The 18,937-nt window shown below is 31.9% G+C and carries 16 protein-coding genes; all 16 read right to left on the bottom strand.

The genetic code is table 11. The features are described from left to right. Positions 1-2 precede the first annotated feature (2 nt). Positions 3-779 carry a thiazole synthase gene (locus AJ882_RS03565; RefSeq protein WP_011049875.1) on the bottom strand — a complete coding sequence of 259 codons (777 nt, stop codon included), beginning with the start codon at positions 777-779 and terminating at the stop codon, positions 3-5. A 2-nt stretch (positions 780-781) separates the two neighbouring features. After that, on the bottom strand, positions 782-1,585 hold the full coding sequence (gene thiF, locus AJ882_RS03570; protein WP_002859169.1) for a thiamine biosynthesis protein ThiF: 804 nt from the start codon (positions 1,583-1,585) through the stop codon (positions 782-784). Continuing rightward, positions 1,582-1,773 carry a sulfur carrier protein ThiS gene (thiS, locus tag AJ882_RS03575; RefSeq protein ID WP_002858367.1) on the bottom strand — a complete coding sequence of 64 codons (192 nt, stop codon included), beginning with the start codon at positions 1,771-1,773 and terminating at the stop codon, positions 1,582-1,584. Before thiS ends, thiF begins: the two co-directional genes overlap by 4 nt. A gap of 9 nt (positions 1,774-1,782) precedes the next feature. Further along, entirely contained in the window at positions 1,783-2,880 is a 1,098-nt protein-coding gene (gene dapE / locus AJ882_RS03580; protein WP_002859168.1) for a succinyl-diaminopimelate desuccinylase, read from the bottom strand. Positions 2,881-2,884: 4 nt separating this feature from the next. Continuing rightward, positions 2,885-3,484, bottom strand: coding sequence for a LysE family translocator (locus AJ882_RS03585; RefSeq protein ID WP_002797132.1), 600 nt, complete (start codon positions 3,482-3,484; stop codon positions 2,885-2,887). Next, positions 3,477-4,178 carry an SIR2 family NAD-dependent protein deacylase gene (locus AJ882_RS03590; protein WP_002779104.1) on the bottom strand — a complete coding sequence of 234 codons (702 nt, stop codon included), beginning with the start codon at positions 4,176-4,178 and terminating at the stop codon, positions 3,477-3,479. The genes AJ882_RS03585 and AJ882_RS03590 overlap by 8 nt, the downstream gene beginning before the upstream one ends. 42 nt (positions 4,179-4,220) lie before the next feature. Beyond that, positions 4,221-8,252 carry a restriction endonuclease subunit S gene (locus tag AJ882_RS03595; protein ID WP_002797131.1) on the bottom strand — a complete coding sequence of 1,344 codons (4,032 nt, stop codon included), beginning with the start codon at positions 8,250-8,252 and terminating at the stop codon, positions 4,221-4,223. A gap of 8 nt (positions 8,253-8,260) precedes the next feature. Further along, positions 8,261-10,471, bottom strand: a complete 2,211-nt coding sequence (locus AJ882_RS03600) for an endonuclease MutS2 (protein ID WP_079254351.1) — start codon at positions 10,469-10,471, stop codon at positions 8,261-8,263. After that, positions 10,461-10,811, bottom strand: a complete 351-nt coding sequence (locus tag AJ882_RS03605) for a hypothetical protein (protein WP_002783335.1) — start codon at positions 10,809-10,811, stop codon at positions 10,461-10,463. The genes AJ882_RS03600 and AJ882_RS03605 overlap by 11 nt, the downstream gene beginning before the upstream one ends. Further along, positions 10,804-12,102 (bottom strand): UDP-N-acetylmuramate--L-alanine ligase, encoded by a 1,299-nt coding sequence (gene murC, locus AJ882_RS03610; protein WP_014517261.1) that lies wholly within the window; start codon positions 12,100-12,102, stop codon positions 10,804-10,806. The genes AJ882_RS03605 and murC overlap by 8 nt, the downstream gene beginning before the upstream one ends. A gap of 120 nt (positions 12,103-12,222) precedes the next feature. Next, positions 12,223-13,005, bottom strand: coding sequence for a carbon-nitrogen hydrolase family protein (locus AJ882_RS03615; RefSeq protein ID WP_002888304.1), 783 nt, complete (start codon positions 13,003-13,005; stop codon positions 12,223-12,225). After that, positions 12,998-13,171: an exodeoxyribonuclease VII small subunit gene (gene xseB, locus AJ882_RS03620; protein WP_002853034.1), complete on the bottom strand. Its 174-nt coding sequence runs from the start codon at positions 13,169-13,171 to the stop codon at positions 12,998-13,000. The genes AJ882_RS03615 and xseB overlap by 8 nt, the downstream gene beginning before the upstream one ends. Then, positions 13,168-14,625, bottom strand: a complete 1,458-nt coding sequence (gene guaB, locus AJ882_RS03625) for an IMP dehydrogenase (RefSeq protein WP_002868644.1) — start codon at positions 14,623-14,625, stop codon at positions 13,168-13,170. Before guaB ends, xseB begins: the two co-directional genes overlap by 4 nt. Positions 14,626-14,634: 9 nt before the next feature. After that, positions 14,635-15,996 (bottom strand): Asp-tRNA(Asn)/Glu-tRNA(Gln) amidotransferase subunit GatA, encoded by a 1,362-nt coding sequence (gatA, locus tag AJ882_RS03630; protein ID WP_011049878.1) that lies wholly within the window; start codon positions 15,994-15,996, stop codon positions 14,635-14,637. Next, a complete protein-coding gene (locus tag AJ882_RS03635) occupies positions 15,993-16,103 on the bottom strand; it encodes a hypothetical protein (RefSeq protein ID WP_002860186.1) in 111 nt (36 codons plus the stop codon). The genes gatA and AJ882_RS03635 overlap by 4 nt, the downstream gene beginning before the upstream one ends. Continuing rightward, complete coding sequence (gene ileS / locus AJ882_RS03640; RefSeq protein ID WP_011049879.1) at positions 16,097-18,850, bottom strand: isoleucine--tRNA ligase; 2,754 nt, start codon at positions 18,848-18,850, stop codon at positions 16,097-16,099. Before ileS ends, AJ882_RS03635 begins: the two co-directional genes overlap by 7 nt. Positions 18,851-18,937 lie beyond the last annotated feature (87 nt).

Here is an 18,937-nt window from a genome sequence, read left to right on the forward strand (position 1 = left end):
AATCAATCCCTTAAAAAGCCTGTTAATGGGGAACTTGCTTTAGCTTCACTCACACTTGCCAAACCTGCTAAAAAAGCCGCTCTTCCTGCATTTACCGCCAAAGAAAAAGCTCTAGCCATCAAGGCTATATCTTTTGCTTCAGCTATGGCTGTATTTACCATCACCGCACTTACTCCCATTTGCATAGCTTCACAAGCTTGTGAAGGACTTCCAATACCCGCATCTACAATAATAGGCAAATCAATTTCATTAAGCAAAATTTGTATAAATTCCTTAGCACATAAGCCTTTATTACTCCCAATAGGCGCTGCTAAAGGCATGATAGCCGCAGCTCCAGCATCACGCATAGCTCTAGCTGCGTAAAGATCAGCATGCATGTAAGGTAAGGGTGTAAAACCCTCTTTAGCTAAAAGCTCACAAGCTTTAATCGTTTCATAATTATCAGGCAATAAATACCTACTATCGCTTATCACTTCTATCTTGATAAGTTCTCCACAACCAAGCTCTCTTGAAAGCCTTGCAATGCGTAAGGCTTCTTCGGCGTTTCTTGCGCCTGAAGTGTTGGGTAAAAGTGTGATATTTTTAGGGATATAATCAAGTATATTAGCAATTTCCCCTGTATTTGCACGGCGTAAGGCTAGAGTGATGATCTGCGCTTTAGCTTCTTCTATAGCTGATTTTATAAGCTCTAGCGAATATTTTCCAGAACCTAAAATAAATCTTGAATCAAACTCGTATTTGCCTATTTTTAATTTATCATTTTTTAATTTTTCTTGCATTTTTACTCCTTATTTGCTAAAAGTTCTAAAACAAGGTTACTTTGATGTCCTGCGCAAATATTTACCCTTGGCGCCATAAGTCCATTTCCTAGCTTAGCACCATTTACCAAATCCCCACACACATAGAAATTTTTAGCAATTTTTCTTGTTTGTATGCTGTTGCTATCACCATAGCCCGCAAGCCCTGAAGCGCAGATTAAAATACTATCTTTGTAAAATCTATGAAAATTTTGTGCCATCATTGCTTTTGCGATAGCACTATCAAAGGCTTCACAAACTATATCTATATCTTTAAACAAAGATTTTAAATTATCCTCATTGATTTTCAAAGTGCAAATTTCAATGCTGATATAAGGATTAATTTCGCTAATTTGCTCTTTTAAAGCTTCGGTTTTAAATTTACCCAAATCACTTACACGATAAGCTTGACGATTCAAATTGCTAGGCTCAATCACATCAAAATCAATCAACTTTAAATACCCCACTCCACTTCTTGCCAAATTTATCGCTATATGTGATCCAAGTCCGCCTAAACCACACACCGCCACGCGCCCATTTTTAAGTTTATCGTGAAGCTTTGGTGTATGTCTTGCTCTCATCATAGCGTCTAGCGCATCTTTTGGAGGTAAAGTATTTCTTTCTATACAAAAAAGCTCATCATCTTCGTTTAAAGCGATATTCTCTTTTGTTGCAAAACCATTGATAATCCATACATCATTTTCATTTTTGCTGATATTTTCAAAAAATTCCAAACTTGTTTTAAAGTCTGTATCAAGTTCTTTGCCATTAAATTTTACTCTCATCATCCACCTCCTACAAAACTTACAATTTCAGCTTTATCGTTTTCTTTTAAAATCAAATTTTCAAATTCGCTCTTAGGTACAATCTCTCCATTTAATTCCAAGGCGATAAGTTCGATTTTAAAACCTTTTTCTTTGATAAAATCCATAAATTTAAGCTCTTTTAACTCAAGCTTTTGTCCATTGATAATCATTCTAAACCTTTAAAAATTTTCTATCAAGTCTTTAAAAACAAGGCAAAGTTTTTCAAATTCTTCTATACTTACTCTTTCATCAATAGCGTGAATTCTATCATTACAAACCCCAAATTCCACTACCTTTACACCGTATTTTGCAAAATACCTTGCATCACTTGTGCCGCCTTTAGTATTAAGCTCTGGCACTTCATGGGTGATTTTTTGAACGCTTTCATTCATTTTTTGAACGATTTTATTATCGATATTTGTCAAAAAAGCTTCGCTTGATTGTTTTAGCTCTAACTCATAGTTTAAACCATGACAAATTTTTTCTACATAACTTTTTACATCTTCTAAGCTTGTATCAGGGGAATTGCGAACATTAAACATAAGTTTTAAATCATTTGGCGTAACATTACACACCCCCATACCTCCGCGAATATCAGTTATAACGATTTTTGAAGGACTAAATTCAGCACTTCCAGGATCAAGATCAAAACCCGCTAAAAGCTTTAAAACTGGCGCAAAATCATGCACAGGATTGATACATTTTTCAGGGTAAGCCGCATGCCCTTGTTTTCCACGGATTAAAAGTTTTCCATTGATAGAACCACGACGCCCTATTTTAATACTATCGCCGATTTTTTTAACGCAGGTTGGCTCGGCAACCACAGCATAATCAGGTAGCATATCTCTTTCTTGCATCCATTCTAAAACAGCCTTAGTTCCATATATAGCTTCGCCTTCTTCATCACTTGTTAAAATAAGGCTAAGTCTAGCTCCTTTAAAATCCGCATTCTTTACCGCATCTACAAAGGCTGCTACTCCGCTTTTCATATCTTGAGCACCCCTTGCATAGATAAAGCCTTCTTTTTCCATAGGCACAAAAGCATCGCTACTCCAACCCTCACCTGCAGGCACCACATCTACATGCCCACCAAAAGCTAAATGCTCGCCTTCATCTTTAAATTTTTTAGTGAGTAAAAGGTTTTTAATGCCTTCTTTTTCTATAAAAAAAGCTTCAAAATCACTCAGTTCCATAGCGATGAAATTTAAAGCTCCATCATCATTTGGCGTAACAGATTTAAATTTTAAAAGTTCGATTAAAAATTCTTTTGCATTCATTTTTTTATCCTATAAAAGTTTTATATAATAAATTAAGAGCAAAATACTCTATAATTATAGCTGAAATTATATTGATTATAAAAACAACTTTTGCACTAAAAACATGACTATATCTTGCCACCACAAAGGCTAAAGCACTTACCCAAAAAAGTATAGCCACAACAAGCCCTAAAGTCATCAAATAAGCATGATCGCTGCTTAAAACCACACTTGTAGCACTAAGCCAAAATCCTATCACAAAAGGATTTGAACCATTTAAAAAAGCTCCTTTAATATAACTTTTCAAAAGACTTTCTTTAAATTCTTTATGCTCTAAATTTAAGCTTTCTTTCTTTTTTCTTAGCATCAAATACGCCATATAAGTTAAAAAACAAAAACCAAAAATCGCCAAAAAACGCATAAAAATGACATTGTCTAAGAAATTTAAAAGCCCAAATTGAAGCAAAAAAAGATAAAGCATATCTATACTAAATGCTCCAAGTCCTACAGCTATGGAATTTTTAAAAGCTTTTAGTGCATAAGTTAAAATCAAAATATTTACAGGTCCAAAAGGAACACTCACTCCAAAGCCCAAAAAAACTCCACTTAAAAAAGAATCAAACATTACCATCTTTCATAAAATTTTCTATATCAAGTGCGATTTTATCAATAGCGTTTATAATATCTTCTATATAGATTTTATCAAAATACCGCTCTAAATTCGCATCTTTTTCGTAGATATTTAAAATACTTTTTTCGCACATTGAAGCATAACGCCCTACAGGCAAAACCGCCCCACTTGTGCCTATGCTGATAAAAAGCGAAGTTTGATTTAGCAAAGAATAAAGCGTAGCATAAGCAGGGGCTTGCTCTTCAAACATGACTATATTGTGTCTTAAATCCTTACTTTTGCATTTTGGACATTGTTTATCTATGATTTTTTCATAGCCTATATTAAAAATTCCTTCACATTTTAGGCAACGAAGTTCGGGTAAAAAGCCATGCAAATGTACTACATCTTTACACCCTGCACGCTCTAGCAAATCATCTACATTTTGCGTGATGACAAAAAGATTTTTACCCCATTTTTCTTTTAATTGTGCGATTTTTTCATGAGCATGATTTGGCTTTACATTTTGAAGTTGTACCCTTCTTGCATCGTAAAAATCAAGTACTTTTTTAGGATTTTTTCTAAAACCTGTTGCAGAGCAAACCTCCATAACATCGTATTCTTCCCAAAGTCCATCATTATCTCTAAAAGTTTTAAGCCCACTTGGAGCAGACAAACCCGCTCCGCTTAATATCATAATGTTTTTCATCGCTAAACCTTATAAAATTTACAAAGTTTAGCGAAAAATGCTTTAAGAAAATAAATATTTTTGCAAGATTTTTTCTTTTTCTTTTTCTAAAAATTCTAATTTAAGATTAAGAAAATCAATTTGTTGTTCTACTAATTCAATGTTTTGAACAATTTTTTCTTGAATTTCTAGCGGTGGGAGTGAGATTGTAAGATTTTTTATAAAATTAGAATTAGCCATAGCAAAATCTCCTAATTTTCTAAATTGGCCATATAAGCCCATACAAGCATAATATAAATATTTTGTATTTAAGATTTTTAGATTTTTTGGATATAAGCCAGTAATATTCTGATTTGTTGCACTTTCAAAAGTTAAAAAACCGATTTTACCTATAGTGGCACCAACTAATGCAATTAATGTTGTTTCTTTCTTTAATAATTTTGCCGATGATTTTTGTAATCCTAATTCTGTAATTTTTTCTTTAACCTGATAATCATAAACATAACAATTTTGACATACTTCAGATTTTACCCAATTGATATTTCCATTCCAATATTCTTTAACTTTTCTATCAGGTGTTCCTCCGCTTTGAATGCTAACAATTTCATTTAGTTTTTCTTTATTCCAACCTTGTTTTGGTGGTGTTGAAAAGGTACCTAAAATAGCTTTTATATTCTTGACGAATTCTTTAAATTTCTTTAAGTCTTCTTGCCTTGCATTAGTAAAATCATCTATAAATGAAAACAAGAGATTAAAATCAAGCTTAGATTCTAATTTTTGCAAATTTTCTAAAATAGAATTTAGTTTATATTCTTGATCATCCTCTATGATGCCGCATTTTTGAAGTATTGCTTTGATTAGCTTTTGGTACTCTTCTATACTCAAACTTAAAGTATTATACTGCTCTTCTACCTTTTCACACTCTGCTACGATTTGTTTTTGAATTTCAAGCGGTGGAAGTGGGATTTTAGTACTTAATATTTGCGTCTTACCTAAATTAATCTGCAAGCCACCATATCCCTGTAATTTAAATTGTTTTTTTACTTCATTGCTTGATAATGCATATTTTAAATATTGAACTATTATTTTTTCACTAAAATTAAAAAGTTTACCCACTCTCTGATTTAACAAAAAATTTCTATTATTTTTATTTTTTACAATAGTAGGAACACCTAAAATATTCATAGCATTACCCATATCAGTCATAGCTATAATAACATCGCCGTCATTAAGTAGGTAGTCTTTATATTTATTATTAAAATTGTCGGGTAAATATTGAATTTTGTGTTCCGCATCAAATTCACCATTTGGTCTTATATTTCCCATTCTAATGAGCAGTGTGTTTGACTTTTCAACATAATCTGTTTTCTTAAATGCATAGCCATTAAATAAATCGCACACTTCCCCTAATCTCACCAACTCAAACTTAGAATTCTTAAAAGGATTTAACTCATCTCTTGATTTTACGTTTAAACTTATAGCTTTATTAAATTCCACTTTTTCAAAATCCATCATATCAATAAGCCTCGCTTTACTAGCATAGCCTTGCAAATCTTTTGGTATATCGCTAAGAGTTTTTAAAAATGCTTTACAAATTAAAGTATTAAGCTTAGTCTCATTTTGTGGATTATCTCTTTCAAAAAGTGGGCTCAAATAAGGCTCGTGCAATTCTTTTAAACCTTCATCACCTTTTCTATTACTCCACTCATAACCTAAAAATTTCTTTTGTTCTTTTATATCACTTGGAGATTTTATGATTAAAACTTCTTGATTAAGACTTAGACTAAAATAAAGCAATTTATCCTTTTCTATTGCCTGAGCATAAGCTAAAAAGGCTTTATCTTCTAAATCTTGCTTATCTTTACTTTCTTTATAAATTTTAGATTCTTTAAGTTTTTTATAATCACTTGTTTGCCTAAATGCATTGCGATAATCTTTAAAGGCTTCTAACTCTGCAAGATTAGAATCTAAGTTTCCATTTAAAAAATTACTATAAAGCTCTTTATCAAATTTTCTAAAATCACAATACGCACTTAGATAATTTTGATAAAAGCTTTCATTGTCTTTTAAATTTTCAGCTTCTATGCGTTCTTTAATCAAACTATAATCTTGAGAAATAAGATGATTTTCTTGTTTAAAAGTTTCTTTTTTGCGTAAAAATAAAATAATCGTATTTGTCCCTGTTGCTCCAAATGTTTGATTACCTAGCTCTACAATGGCAATAAAATCAAAATTTTGAAACAATATTTCTCTTGTATTTTTATAAATAGAATCTTTATTTAAAATAGAACTTGGTAAGATAATGGCAGCTTTAGCATTATCATTTAAAATTTGATTTGCTCGCTCACAAAAAAAGCATTCAATAGAATTATTTGTTTCTATGTTTATATCATCGTTGAAAAGTTTATAGGTATTTTTAGATTTATCACTTAAAGTTTCTAAAAATCCTTTTACAGAATAAGGCGGATTTGCTATAAGCAAATCAAAACTATTTGATTCTATTTGTGGTTTTGCTTTTTCTCCTTCTAAATTATTTGTATTTGCTAATTCAAAAGAAGCAAGTGCATCAGCGTATAAAATATTGATTTCATTTTGCCCATACATTGCACTTGATACCTTAGAAACCTTACTTAAGCGATACTCTTTTTCAATACCATAAATATTTTTATAATGCTCTTTAAGCTCATCTTCTGTTAGATAACGCTTAAGCTCATTGGCATAGGTGTTTAAAAAATGTCCAGCACCACAAGCATAATCAATCACCCTTAAAGCTTTAGAGTTTTTGCTTAACATTTCTTGAAGCGGTAAAGAATACATAATAAATTCACAAATTTGAATAGGGGTAAAAAACTGCCCTTCATCTTGCTTCATACCTTTTTGCAAAAAAAGTTCAAAAAGATTGCCTAAAAATTGATTTGTAGAGTTTTGGGTAAGCTTGTAATTTGCAAAAAGCTCTACTATTTCTTTTAATACAAGTGCATTTTTTAAGAATAATTCTTTATTATGCACTTCTAAAAATGCAAAATCATTATTTGAATAAAATTTTAATTCTTTGATGTAATTTTGCATTACTTCTTTTAAAGTTTTTATCTTTAATTGCTTAAAGTCTTTTTCTATATCTTCATTAGATACAAAGGTAATTTTCTCTCCTAAGAATTCTTTCATAGCTTCTTTATAAAGCCACATTAATCTATCTTGCATATTTGCATAAGTATCTGCCATTACACCAAAATATCCAAATTTGAGATTGTTTTTATTAAAAGTTTCATCATAGATTTTACAAAGAAAAATATTTACAAGTTTATCAAAGGCATTTTCCTTGCCTGATATATTATGCTTGCGTAAAATTTTTGCAAATTCGTGATATTTACCTTCTTCTTTAAGTTCCTTAAGATTATCAAAAGTTGGAGTAATTTCTAAAATTTTATAAGCATTGACATTTGCTTCAAAAATACCTTGTTTAAAATATTGCAGTTCATAACTTTCTTTCCAAGTTTTAAAAAGTTCTATATTGTTATTAGATTTTTTATAAGAATTTTGTAATTCCTTTTCTTTTAGATATTCTTCGTTATCGTAAGCTTGTATGATGTAATTTTTATATTCTAACTTATCGCTAAAATCACTTGTATAAAGACAAAGATATTTTACACCTTTTTCTTGCTGAAAATAAGAAAAAAGCTGTCCGCCATCTTCTTGCATTCTATTCCATTCTTTTATAAATTCACTATTTTTAGAATCTGTGGTTTTACATTCTATAATCAAATAAGGATTGTTTTCATTATCCTTTACTAAAATATCAGCCTTACCACCTTTTTTATCCCTGCCAAGATTCCATTTTGGCTCTAACTCTAAATGTTCAGCCTTATAACCTTTTTCTAAAAGTCTATGCACACATTCAAAAACTACAAAATTTTCAGGGTGTGAAAAATTAGAAGTAGTTTTATCGTGAATTTTTATTTCTTTTGGGTAATTAATACTTTGGTTTTTATAATCTATTAAAAGAGTGTAATTATTGATTGTTTTTACATAATTTTCATTTTTATTTTTAAAGCCTAAGTTTTCTAGAACTTGTTTTAAATTATCTTTTGTAATCATTTATTTCCTTATAATCTCACCACCTTAGCACCAAAGCCACCTTGATTGATCGGTGCGTCATTAAAGCCCTTGACACTTTTATGAGTTTTCAAAAACTCTCTTACAGCAAAGGCAAGCTTTCCTGTTCCTATACCATGGTAAACTAAAACTTCATCAAAGCCTGCAAGCAAAGCATCTGAAATAAATTTATCAAGCCTTGAAATAGCTTCATCACTCCTAAGTCCATGCAAATCCAAACTCACGCTTAGATTGCTAGGTTTTGTTACACTAATACTTGTTTTTGGACTTATTTTAGGTGTAGGAGTGCTTTTTTTAAGCAGTTTTAAAGGCACACGAAGTTTGATCCCATCACTTTCAACCATAGCATCGTTTTTAGAAATGCTTATGATTTTACCCTTAATTTTTTCATATTTTACAAAATCCCCCACACGCAATTCTTCGTTTTGCTCCATACTTGGCAAGATGATTTCTTTTTTAAGTTCATTGGCTTTATTAAGACTTCTTTGCTTGTCTTTCATATCTTTAAGCTGTATGGTTTTTTTAGCTTCTTCTATGGCTTTGTGAAATTTAAATTCTAAATTTCTCAAACTCGTACGAAATTCTTGTTCATTTTTTTCTTTTTGCTCTTTTAAGGAAAGTAAAATTTCATCGACTTTTTGCTCTTTTTTCTCGACATTTTCAAGCTTAGCTTTTAGTTCTAATTCAAGATTGATATTTTTACCCACAAGCTCTTCTAAATTTTCTTTATCCTCGCCATAAAGCTTTTTAGCCTCGCCAACTAAATTCGGCGGAATCTGATAACGCAAAGCGGTTTCAAAGGCATAAGATTTTCCTATGGTGCCTTTTAAAAACTCGTATTTTGGGCGTGAAAGCTCTTCATCATATAAAGCAGCAATGAGTTCAACTTGCTCATTCTTTGCTAAAAGCATAGCAAGGCGTTTGTGGTGCGTGGTGATGATGATTTTAAGATTATTAGCTATGAGTTTTGAAATTAACACACTATACAAACAAGCCGCTTCTTCAAAATCTGTTCCAAGCTCTATTTCATCGATACCTAAAAGCAAATTTTTCTTAGAAAAAAGTCTAGAAAAATGCAACATTCTTCCTGCAAAAGTTGAAATGTCGTTTTTAACATTTTGCGGATCTTCTATGATGGCATCAAATTCTTTAAAAGTACCAATTTTACTTTCACTTGCTTTGATATGCATAGGCAAAAGATGTTTAGCTAAAAATGCTGCGCTTAGCATGGATTTTAAAAGCATGGATTTTCCGCCTGCATTTACCCCTGTGATGATTAAAACTTGTTTTTTAAATTCCAAACTCACGCTTTTTGGATTTTTTAAGGCAGGATGAGCGAAATTTTTAAGCACTAAATCTGTACTTTGATCACACAAAACAAATTCAAAATCCTTTTTTTTAGCAAGCAAAACCCTAGCACTATAATGATCAAAAAGATCAAAGGCTGTATTGATAAATTTTAAAAAAGGTAGGTTTTTTGCTAAAAAAGCTGAGAAATTTTTAGCGTATTCATAATAAATTTCTTCTTTTTGATTTTTGATTTTTTCTATATCATTTTGCAAATTTTCAACACTTAAAGGCACGATATAAAAGCCACCGCCACTACTTCTACCTATGATTTTTGCTTTAATGGCGTGATTAAACCCACCTCTTACAAGCAAGGCTTCAAGATTGTTTATAAGATGGATTTGTGTATCGATAAGATAAGGCATCAAAGCTTTTGTATAACAAAATTTCTTAAACTCAGCTATTATGCTTTCGTTTTTCAATCTTAAAGCGGCATTAAGATTTACAAGTCTTTCATCTAAACTTTCTTTTAATTCTCCTTTCTCATCGAAATTCAAACAAAGCTCCAAAGCCCCGCTAACAAATTCTATCTTTTGTAGCCAAGAGTCTAAATTTGTTCCTAGTTTTATTTTTTTTAACTTTTCAAAATAACGAAAAATTTTTACAAATTCAAAAATTTCATCTAAATGTAAAATTCCTTGCTTACTTAAATGAACCAAGGCTTTATCAAGATTGCTAAGCTCTGGTATAGTAGGAAATTCCACCTCGCAAAGCTCATGTATACGTTTAAAATGAAGATTAGAATCTCCTTGCAAAAAAATCTCCTTATCTCTTGCAAAAAGGGCTTTAAACTCTTCTAAATAGCTGTTTAAATCAAGCTTTGAGATCAATTCTTCTTTTGTATCATTCATCATTTAACCTACAATCTTTAATATCTATGATTAAAGAATTAAAACTTTGATTATTATCCTTTGAAATAAAACTTCCTGTACCAAATTCATAATTAAAATACGCCTTAGAAACATTGATATCTTTACATAAAATATTTTTATTTTGATTAAAAGCTACGATAATATCTGTTCTTAAATGACTTTTTTGCGTGTTTTCAAATTCAAAAAATACCGCTAAAACAATAAAAATCACAAGTAAAATACCAAAAAAAGGTTTAGTTTTTTTGCCTAATTTTTCACGCAAAGCAAAAGTGATTAAGGCTAAAATTAAAATAATTAAAAAATATAAAAAAAACCTACTCATCTTTTTGCCTTAATTTATTACTAATATCTCCTGCACCAAAACCTATAATAAGCCCTTCTTCAAAAACTTGCCCCTTAGAAGCTACTAAAAATCTACCCTCTCTTTTGATATCTTCTACAAATAAAGCCTTAGGAAAAACCGCTTTTAAATCAAGTTCTATAGGCTCTTCTCCTGCAGCATAAACAGGTAAAATTACAAGCTCATCAATACTCTCAAAAGCCTTTGCAAATTCCTTTAAATTTGCAGCCAAACGCGTGTAGCGGTGGGGTTCAAAAATGGCTGTAATTTTTTTATATCCGCCTAATTTTGCGTATTCTTGTGCTGCGCTTAAAGTCGCTTTTATTTCGGTAGGATGATGACCATAATCATCGATTAAAACCAAATTTTCATCAGCATATAAAATATCAAAACGCTTTTTAATACCTTGATAATTTTTAAGCCTAGTTCTTATCGTTTCTATATCTAAGAAATTTAAAGCCGCCAAAATCGCCAAAGACGCATCAAGGGCTAAATGATATCCCATGCCAAAAACCTTAAATTCACCTAAATCTTTCAACTCAAAGCTTGTAAAAGGTTTGAAATTTTCTATACGCATGGTGCAGTTTTTGATATCTTTGCTCGGATAAAGCTTGGTTGACTCATTTTTATAATTTTTCAAAAACTCATCTTCAGCATTAATCACGCGAATTTTAGCCGTATCTAAAAACTCCGCATAAGCATGATGGAGTTTTGAAACTTCATTACCATAATGATCTAAATGCTCTGCTTCTGCATTAGTAACTATAGCCAAATAAGGATTTGAATTTAAAAAAGAACTATCGCTCTCATCAGCTTCAAAAACAAGGTTTTGGCTTTCTTTATAAATCATATTTGAACCAAATTCTTTTAAAATCGCTCCGATGATCACAGAAGCATCATCAAGCAAAGAAGCCAAAATACTTGAAGTTGTGCTTTTTCCATGTGCTCCTGCAACTGCAAAAACGCGCTTATCTTCTAAGATAAGAGGTAAGGCCTCCTTGCGTGAAAGGCATTTAATGCCTAATTCTTTAGCGTGTTTAAATTCAGGATTTTCTTCTTTGATAGCAGCAGAATAAATAACTAAATCTTTGTTTAAAATATTGTCTTTATGATGAGGGATACTGACCTTAACCCCTTCTTTTTCTAGTTCTTTAGTGATTTTACTCTCTTTAAGATCACTTCCGCTAATTTTAAAACCTTTTTCTTTTAAAAATCTTGCTAAAGCGGAAATTCCTATACCGCCTATGCCGATAAAATGGATATTTTGCATCATTTAAACCTTTATACCTTAAAGGCTAAATTTTAGCACTTTTTTACTAAAAAGAAAATATAAACCTTAGCTTCTATCAGCTCTAGATAACTTTTATAAACTTATAAATCTATAAGTATAAATTTAATTTTTAAATTCTTTTATTATCTTATCAAAACCCCAAAGTTTTCTTGCTTCATCACTTTTTTTAGGCTCTATAATAAGCATTTCTTCTTCAGAACCCAATTTACTTTCTATCTCACCAAAAGCATTAATAAACAAAGTATCGCCGTAAAAATTCCACTCATCTTTTGTTTTGCCTATGCGATTTACTCTTAAAATGCTTGTAGAATTTAAAAAAGCTCTTGTTTTTAAAAGTTCTTCCCATCTTTGTTTGCTTTCAAAGGTACAAGCACTAGGAACGATAACCAAATCAATTTTTTTCGCCATAATCTGTTGCCAAAAAATATCAAAATGTGTCTCAAAACCAAAAAGCAAAGCACATTTTAATTTTTCATAATTAAAAGTAAAAATTTTTAATTCTGATGGAGTTTTGTTGCTGAAAAATTTTTCTTCATTCCAATGTTCATAAGGCATTAAAATTTGCTGTTCATAACTTTTCACACCATTTGGAGTAACTTTTAAGCAAAGTTTTTTATAACTTTTAGCTTCAACGCTTACATAAGGAGCGATGATTTCTAATTCGTATTTTTTAGCAAGTTTAATCAAGCTTTCTTTTTTAGCTTCGCTTTGTTCTTTTATCATATTTTTTGGCATATGCAAAAGTTCTGTAAAAAAACTGTTGATCACATATTCTCCCAAAACTACTAAATTTACTCCATTGTCTTTTGAAGCTTTAAGATAATAATCAAGCCTTGATTCACTTAAAGCTAAAGTTGGAAACTGTAAAGCTGCTATTTTACTCATCGATTTGCTCCACTTCTAATTTTGCTTTTTCAAGCTCAAGTCTTGCTTTTTTGATACTCTCTAAACCTTCTTTATAAATTTTTACACTTTCATCTAAGGCAAGCTCTTGATTATTTAATTTTTCCAAAGATTCATTAGCGTGTTTTAAATTTTCTTCAAAACTCATTGATGATTAACCTTGTAGTTTGGTGCTTCATGAGTGATAGTAACATCATGCACGTGACTTTCTTTAAGTCCTGCAGTGGTAATTTCAACAAATTCGGCTCTTTTTTGAAAATCTTCTATATCTTTAGCCCCAACATAACCCATAGAAGAACGCAAACCTCCTAAAAGTTGGTGCACCACACTTCTTATACTTCCCACATAAGGAACACGCCCTTCTATACCTTCAGGAACGAGTTTATCTTGAGCGGTACCTTGCTGAAAATATCTATCCGAACTTCCCTTTTGCATAGCCCCAAGCGAGCCCATACCACGATAAGACTTATATTGTCTTCCTTGATAAGTAAAAAGCTCTCCTGGACTCTCATCTGTTCCAGCTAAAAGCGATCCTATCATAACAGAACTCGCACCTACGGCTAAAGCTTTTGCAATATCACCTGAATATTTAATCCCGCCATCAGCTATCACAGGAATGCCAAATTTATTTGCTTCTTCCACGCACTCATCAATGGCCGAAATTTGAGGCACACCCACACCTGAAACAATACGTGTGGTACAAATACTTCCTGGCCCAATACCTACTTTAACCGCATCTACTCCTGCTTCACAAAGTGCTTTTGCTGCAGCTGCAGTGGCGATATTTCCTGCGATAAGATCTAAATTTGGATATTTAGCTTTAATCGCTTTTACTGTATCAATAATACCCTTAGAATGTCCATGCGCAGAATCAAGCACAACAACATCAACGCCCGCTTCAACTAAAGCATCCACACGATCCATTTGTCCTACTCCTATAGCCGCACCCACACGTAATCTTCCAAAATTATCTTTATTGGCATCAGGATATTCTTTGCGTTTTTTAAGATCTTTTATAGTGATAAGTCCTTCCAAGCGTCCTTGTTCATCCACTATAGGAAGTTTTTCTACTTTGTTGGTACTGAAAATTTTTTCCGCATCATCTAAAGTACAACCCTTTGGAGCAGTGATTAAAGGCATTTTAGTCATAACATTTTCAACCAAATTTGAAAAATCACTCTCAAATCTTAAATCACGATTGGTGAGTATGCCTATTAGTTTCTTATCTTCATCTACTACAGGAACACCTGAAATTCTATACTCTGCCATAATTTCTAAAGCTTCCGCAACACTTGCCTTAGGACTTACAAAAATAGGATCGATAATCACCCCGCTTTCGCTTTTTTTCACTCTTTTTACTTCTCTAACCTGTGAGGTTATATCCATGTTTTTATGAATCACTCCAAGCCCTCCAAGTCTTGCCATCATAATAGCAGCCCTGTGTTCAGTAACTGTATCCATAGCCGCAGAGATTAAAGGCATATTTAAAGTGATATTTTTTGTCAGTTTAGTATGAATTTTTACTTCCTTAGGTAGAACTTCAGAATACCCAGGACGCAATAATACATCTTCAAAAGTTAAAGCTCTTTTTACAATTTTCATCTTTCATCCTTAATTTTTAATCATTTGTTCTAAACTTAAAGCCCCGTCTAACAAGGTTTGTTCATCATAAGCTTTGCAAATCAGTTGTGCTGATATATTAAGCCCTTCTTTATCTTTTGCAACAGGCACACTAATGCCTCCAAGCCCTGCTAAATTTACAGAGATAGTATAAACATCTTCTAAATAAGTTTGTATAGGGCTTTTTTGAGTATCAAATTTAAAAGCCGTTGTAGGCGTTACAGGCATAAAAATAAGATCACAATCTTGTAAAATTTCTTCATATTTTGCCTTAATAAAAGCTCTAGCTTTTTGTGCTTTAATATAATACGCATCATAATATCCACTGCTTAAAACAAAAGTTCCTAACAAAATTCTTCTTTTTACTTCTTCTCCAAAACCTTCGCTGCGTGTATTTACATACATTTCTTTTAAATTTTGGATATTTTCAGAACGCTTGCCATAACGCACCCCATCATAACGACTTAAATTTGTACTTGCTTCAGCTGTTGCGATGATATAATACGCCGCAATATCAAACTTAGAATCAAGCAAATTTTTATATACAATCTCATGTCCATTAGCTTTTAACATATCTATGGTTTTTAAAAGTGCATTTTTTACTTCACTATCTGCATCATTGACATAATTTTCAATCACTGCAATTTTTAATTTTTTATTTGCATTTAAATTTGGAGCGGTTTTGATAAACTCGATATTTGCACTCGTGCTATCCATTTTGTCATATCCTGCGATCGCATCATATAAAATTGCCGCATCTTCTACATTTTGCGTTAAAACCCCGATTTGATCCAAACTTGAAGAATAAGAAGCTAAGCCATAGCGACTCACTCTTCCATAACTCGGTTTAAATCCTACGCAACCACAAAAAGCTGCAGGCTGACGTACAGATCCTCCTGTATCAGAACCCAAACTTGCCAAAGCCAAGCCACCCGCTACCGCAGCAGCACTTCCGCCACTTGAACCACCTGGCACACGCTCAAAATTTAAAGGATTTAAAGTTTTGCCATAATAAGAACTCGCTGTTGAACTTCCCATAGCAAATTCATCCATATTGCAACGCCCAAAAGGAGAAAAACCATTAGCTTTTAAATTAACAATCACACTTGCATCATAAGGGGCGATATAACCTTGTAAAATCTTACTCGCACTAGTAAGCTCCCAGCCCTTTACGCTGATATTATCTTTTATAGCTACAGGCACACCTTCACCTGAAACACTTAAGTCTTTATCTAAAAATTGTTCGATATAAGCACCTATTTTTTTTTCTTTTTTTGCTTTTTCATTGAGTTCTTTTTTTAAATTTTCAAGTTCTTCTTTGGAGTATTTTAAAGCTTCTTTTAAAGTTATCATTTATTTTCCTTTGTTTTTTTGATCAAAAATACTGCTAAAGCACTAAAAGCCAAAACCACCGCTACAGTTGTGATGATAATGCTATTTGGAATAGGATTTTCTAGCATTGAATCCCTTTTAAAACTTCTTCACATCTTAAACAAGGTGTTTCTTCATCTTTACTTTGAAGTTTCCAACATCTTGGGCATTTACAAAGCGAAGCTTTGGTGATTTTAAATTTCTCATTCTCTACTTCAAATTCAGCCAAAATTTCTTCATTTTCATTGCTGATTTGACTTACCATAAACCAATCGGCTAATTCCTCATTTGGGAATTTATTAAAACTGATGTTTAAATTTAATTCCAAAGTAGATTTGATGATTTTATCTTTTTTAAGTATATCAATTTGTTCAAAAAATTTCTCTCTAGCACTCATTAAAAATGTATCATCTATACCAAAATCATAATCAAAATCTTGAGTTAAACTTAGATCAAATACATCTTTTGCATCACCTTTGATTAAAACATTAGCATGTTCTAAAGCCTCATCTACACTATAGCTTAAATTTGAAGCAAGTAAATTTAAAAGCTCTTTTGCTATCAAAGCCATAGCCACTTGAGCGGATTTTCTTCTTTGAGCATTTTCGCTATCACAATAAAGTCTATCTTTACTGATATCAAGATAAATCCCACTTAAATCCGCACTTAAGAAATTTAAAAGCAAACTAAAACCTTTAGCAAATTCATAAGCAAAAAATGCCTCTTTGCTTGCTTTAAAAACTTTAGTTGCACGGCTTAATATCCATTTATCAATAAAGCTAAATTCTTTAACTTCTAAATCTTTTAAGTCATTTGTATTGGCAAGTAAAAATCTTATAGTGTTTCTTATTTTGCGATATTGTTCACCCACTTGTTTTAAGATATTGTCTGAAATTTTTAAATCACTTAAATAATCACTTAAAAGTATCCAAAGTCTTAAAATTTCAACTCCATAGGTTTTTGCTACATATTCAGGAGCAATCACATTGCCTTTAGATTTAGACATTTTTTGCCCTTTTTCATCAGTGGTAAAACCATGAGTTAAAATGCTTTCATAAGGTGCACTTTCATTGATCGCTGTACCTACAAGCAAAGAGCTTTGAAACCAACCACGATGCTGATCGCTTCCTTCTAAATACATACTTGCTCTTTTTTCTCCTGCGTCATAAAGTCCGCTATTTAAAACCGCATTAAAAGTACTTCCACTATCAAACCAAACATCTAAAATATCATATACTTTTTCTAAATTTTCAGCGTTGTATTTTGAATTTGTAGGAATTAAATCTTTGATTTCAAACTCCCACCACGCATCAGCGCCATGTTTTTCAAAGATAGCTGCTACAAAGTCAAAAAGCTCATCATCAAAAATCACTTCTTTAGTGTTTTTATCTCTAAAAAAGGCTATAGGCGTTCCCCAGTCTCTTTGTCTTGAAATACACCAATCTGGGCGATTTTCCACCATAGAACCTATTCTTTTTACCCCACTTTGCGGATAAAAGGTTGTTTTTAAAAGTTGTTCTTTTGCACACTCTCTTAAAGTTTTTCCTTGAAGTTTTGGTTCATCCATTAAAATAAACCATTGTTTAGTAGCTCTATAAATCACAGGCTTATGCGTTCTCCAACAAAATGGATAAGAGTGTATAAATTTAGAAGAATGTAACAGTTTTTCGCCTAAAAGTTCTAAAATTTTTTCATTGGCCTTAAAAATATGAAGACCTATAAACTCTTCAAGCAAATGAGAAGGCAAAAGCCCTTTAGCTCTTAAAGTTTCATCATAACATCCACTATCATCAACAGGCATTAAAACCTCAATGCCATATTTCAAACAAGCATAATAATCATCTTCGCCATGTCCTGGTGCAGTATGTACAAGTCCACTTCCACCATCCATCAATACATGCTCGCCCATAATTAAAACAGATTTTCTTCCATTTAAAGGATTGATAGCTTCAAGTTTTTCAAATTCTTTTGCGTTTAGTTCTTTTTGAATTTCTCCACTTGTAAGTCCTTTTTCTACCATACTTTTAAGTAAAGCACTTGCAAAAATCAAACCCTCTTTGGTGATCACATAATTTTCATTAGGATTTAAAGCTATAGCTTGATTAGCCACCAAAGTCCAAGGCGTAGTTGTCCATATCACTGTGCTTGCTTTTGAAACTCCTAATTTTTCGCAAGCTTTTACATCTAAATCAAAAGCCACAAAGATAGAATAATCTTCTTTATCTTGATACTCTACTTCAGCTTCCGCTAAAGCTGACTTTGCCGCCCAACTCCAAAAAACAGGCTTAGAACGCTCGCAAAGTAAGCCTTTTTTAGCAATCTCGCATAAAGTTCTATAAATCGCTGCTTCAAACTCAAATTTCATAGTTAAATAAGGCTTATCCCAATCTGCAATAATGCCTAAATTTTTAAATTCTTCTCTTTGGATATCTACAAATTCACTCGCATGTTGTCTGCAAAACTCACGAATTTCTTTTTTACTTAAGCTTTTTTTCTTTTCTCCAAGCTTTACTTCTACTTGTTGTTCTATAGGCAAACCATGACAATCCCACCCTGGAGTAAAACGCACACTCTCACCTTTAAAATAATGCGTTTTGATAATAGTTTCTTTTAAAATTTTATTTAAAGCATGTCCTATATGGATATGTCCGTTAGCATAAGGGGGGCCATCGTGTAAGGTAAAACTTTTTTTCGCATTTTTGCGATTTTCTTTCATTTTTTCATAAGCATAATTTTGCTCAAACCATTTTTTAAATCTTTGCGGTTCAAGTTCCGCTAAATTCGCCCGCATAGCAAAACTAGTACTGGGCAAAAGTAGAGTTTCTTTGTAGTCCATTTTTTCCACCTAATTTTTAATAATCTTAAATTCTACTCAAATTAGCTTTAATTTCTACTTTGTTTTTGGCTATAATTATAAGAAAAA

The sequence above is a fragment of the Campylobacter sp. BCW_6461 genome (assembly GCF_001762735.1).
In the GTDB taxonomy this organism is placed as follows: Bacteria; Campylobacterota; Campylobacteria; order Campylobacterales; family Campylobacteraceae; genus Campylobacter_D; species Campylobacter_D jejuni.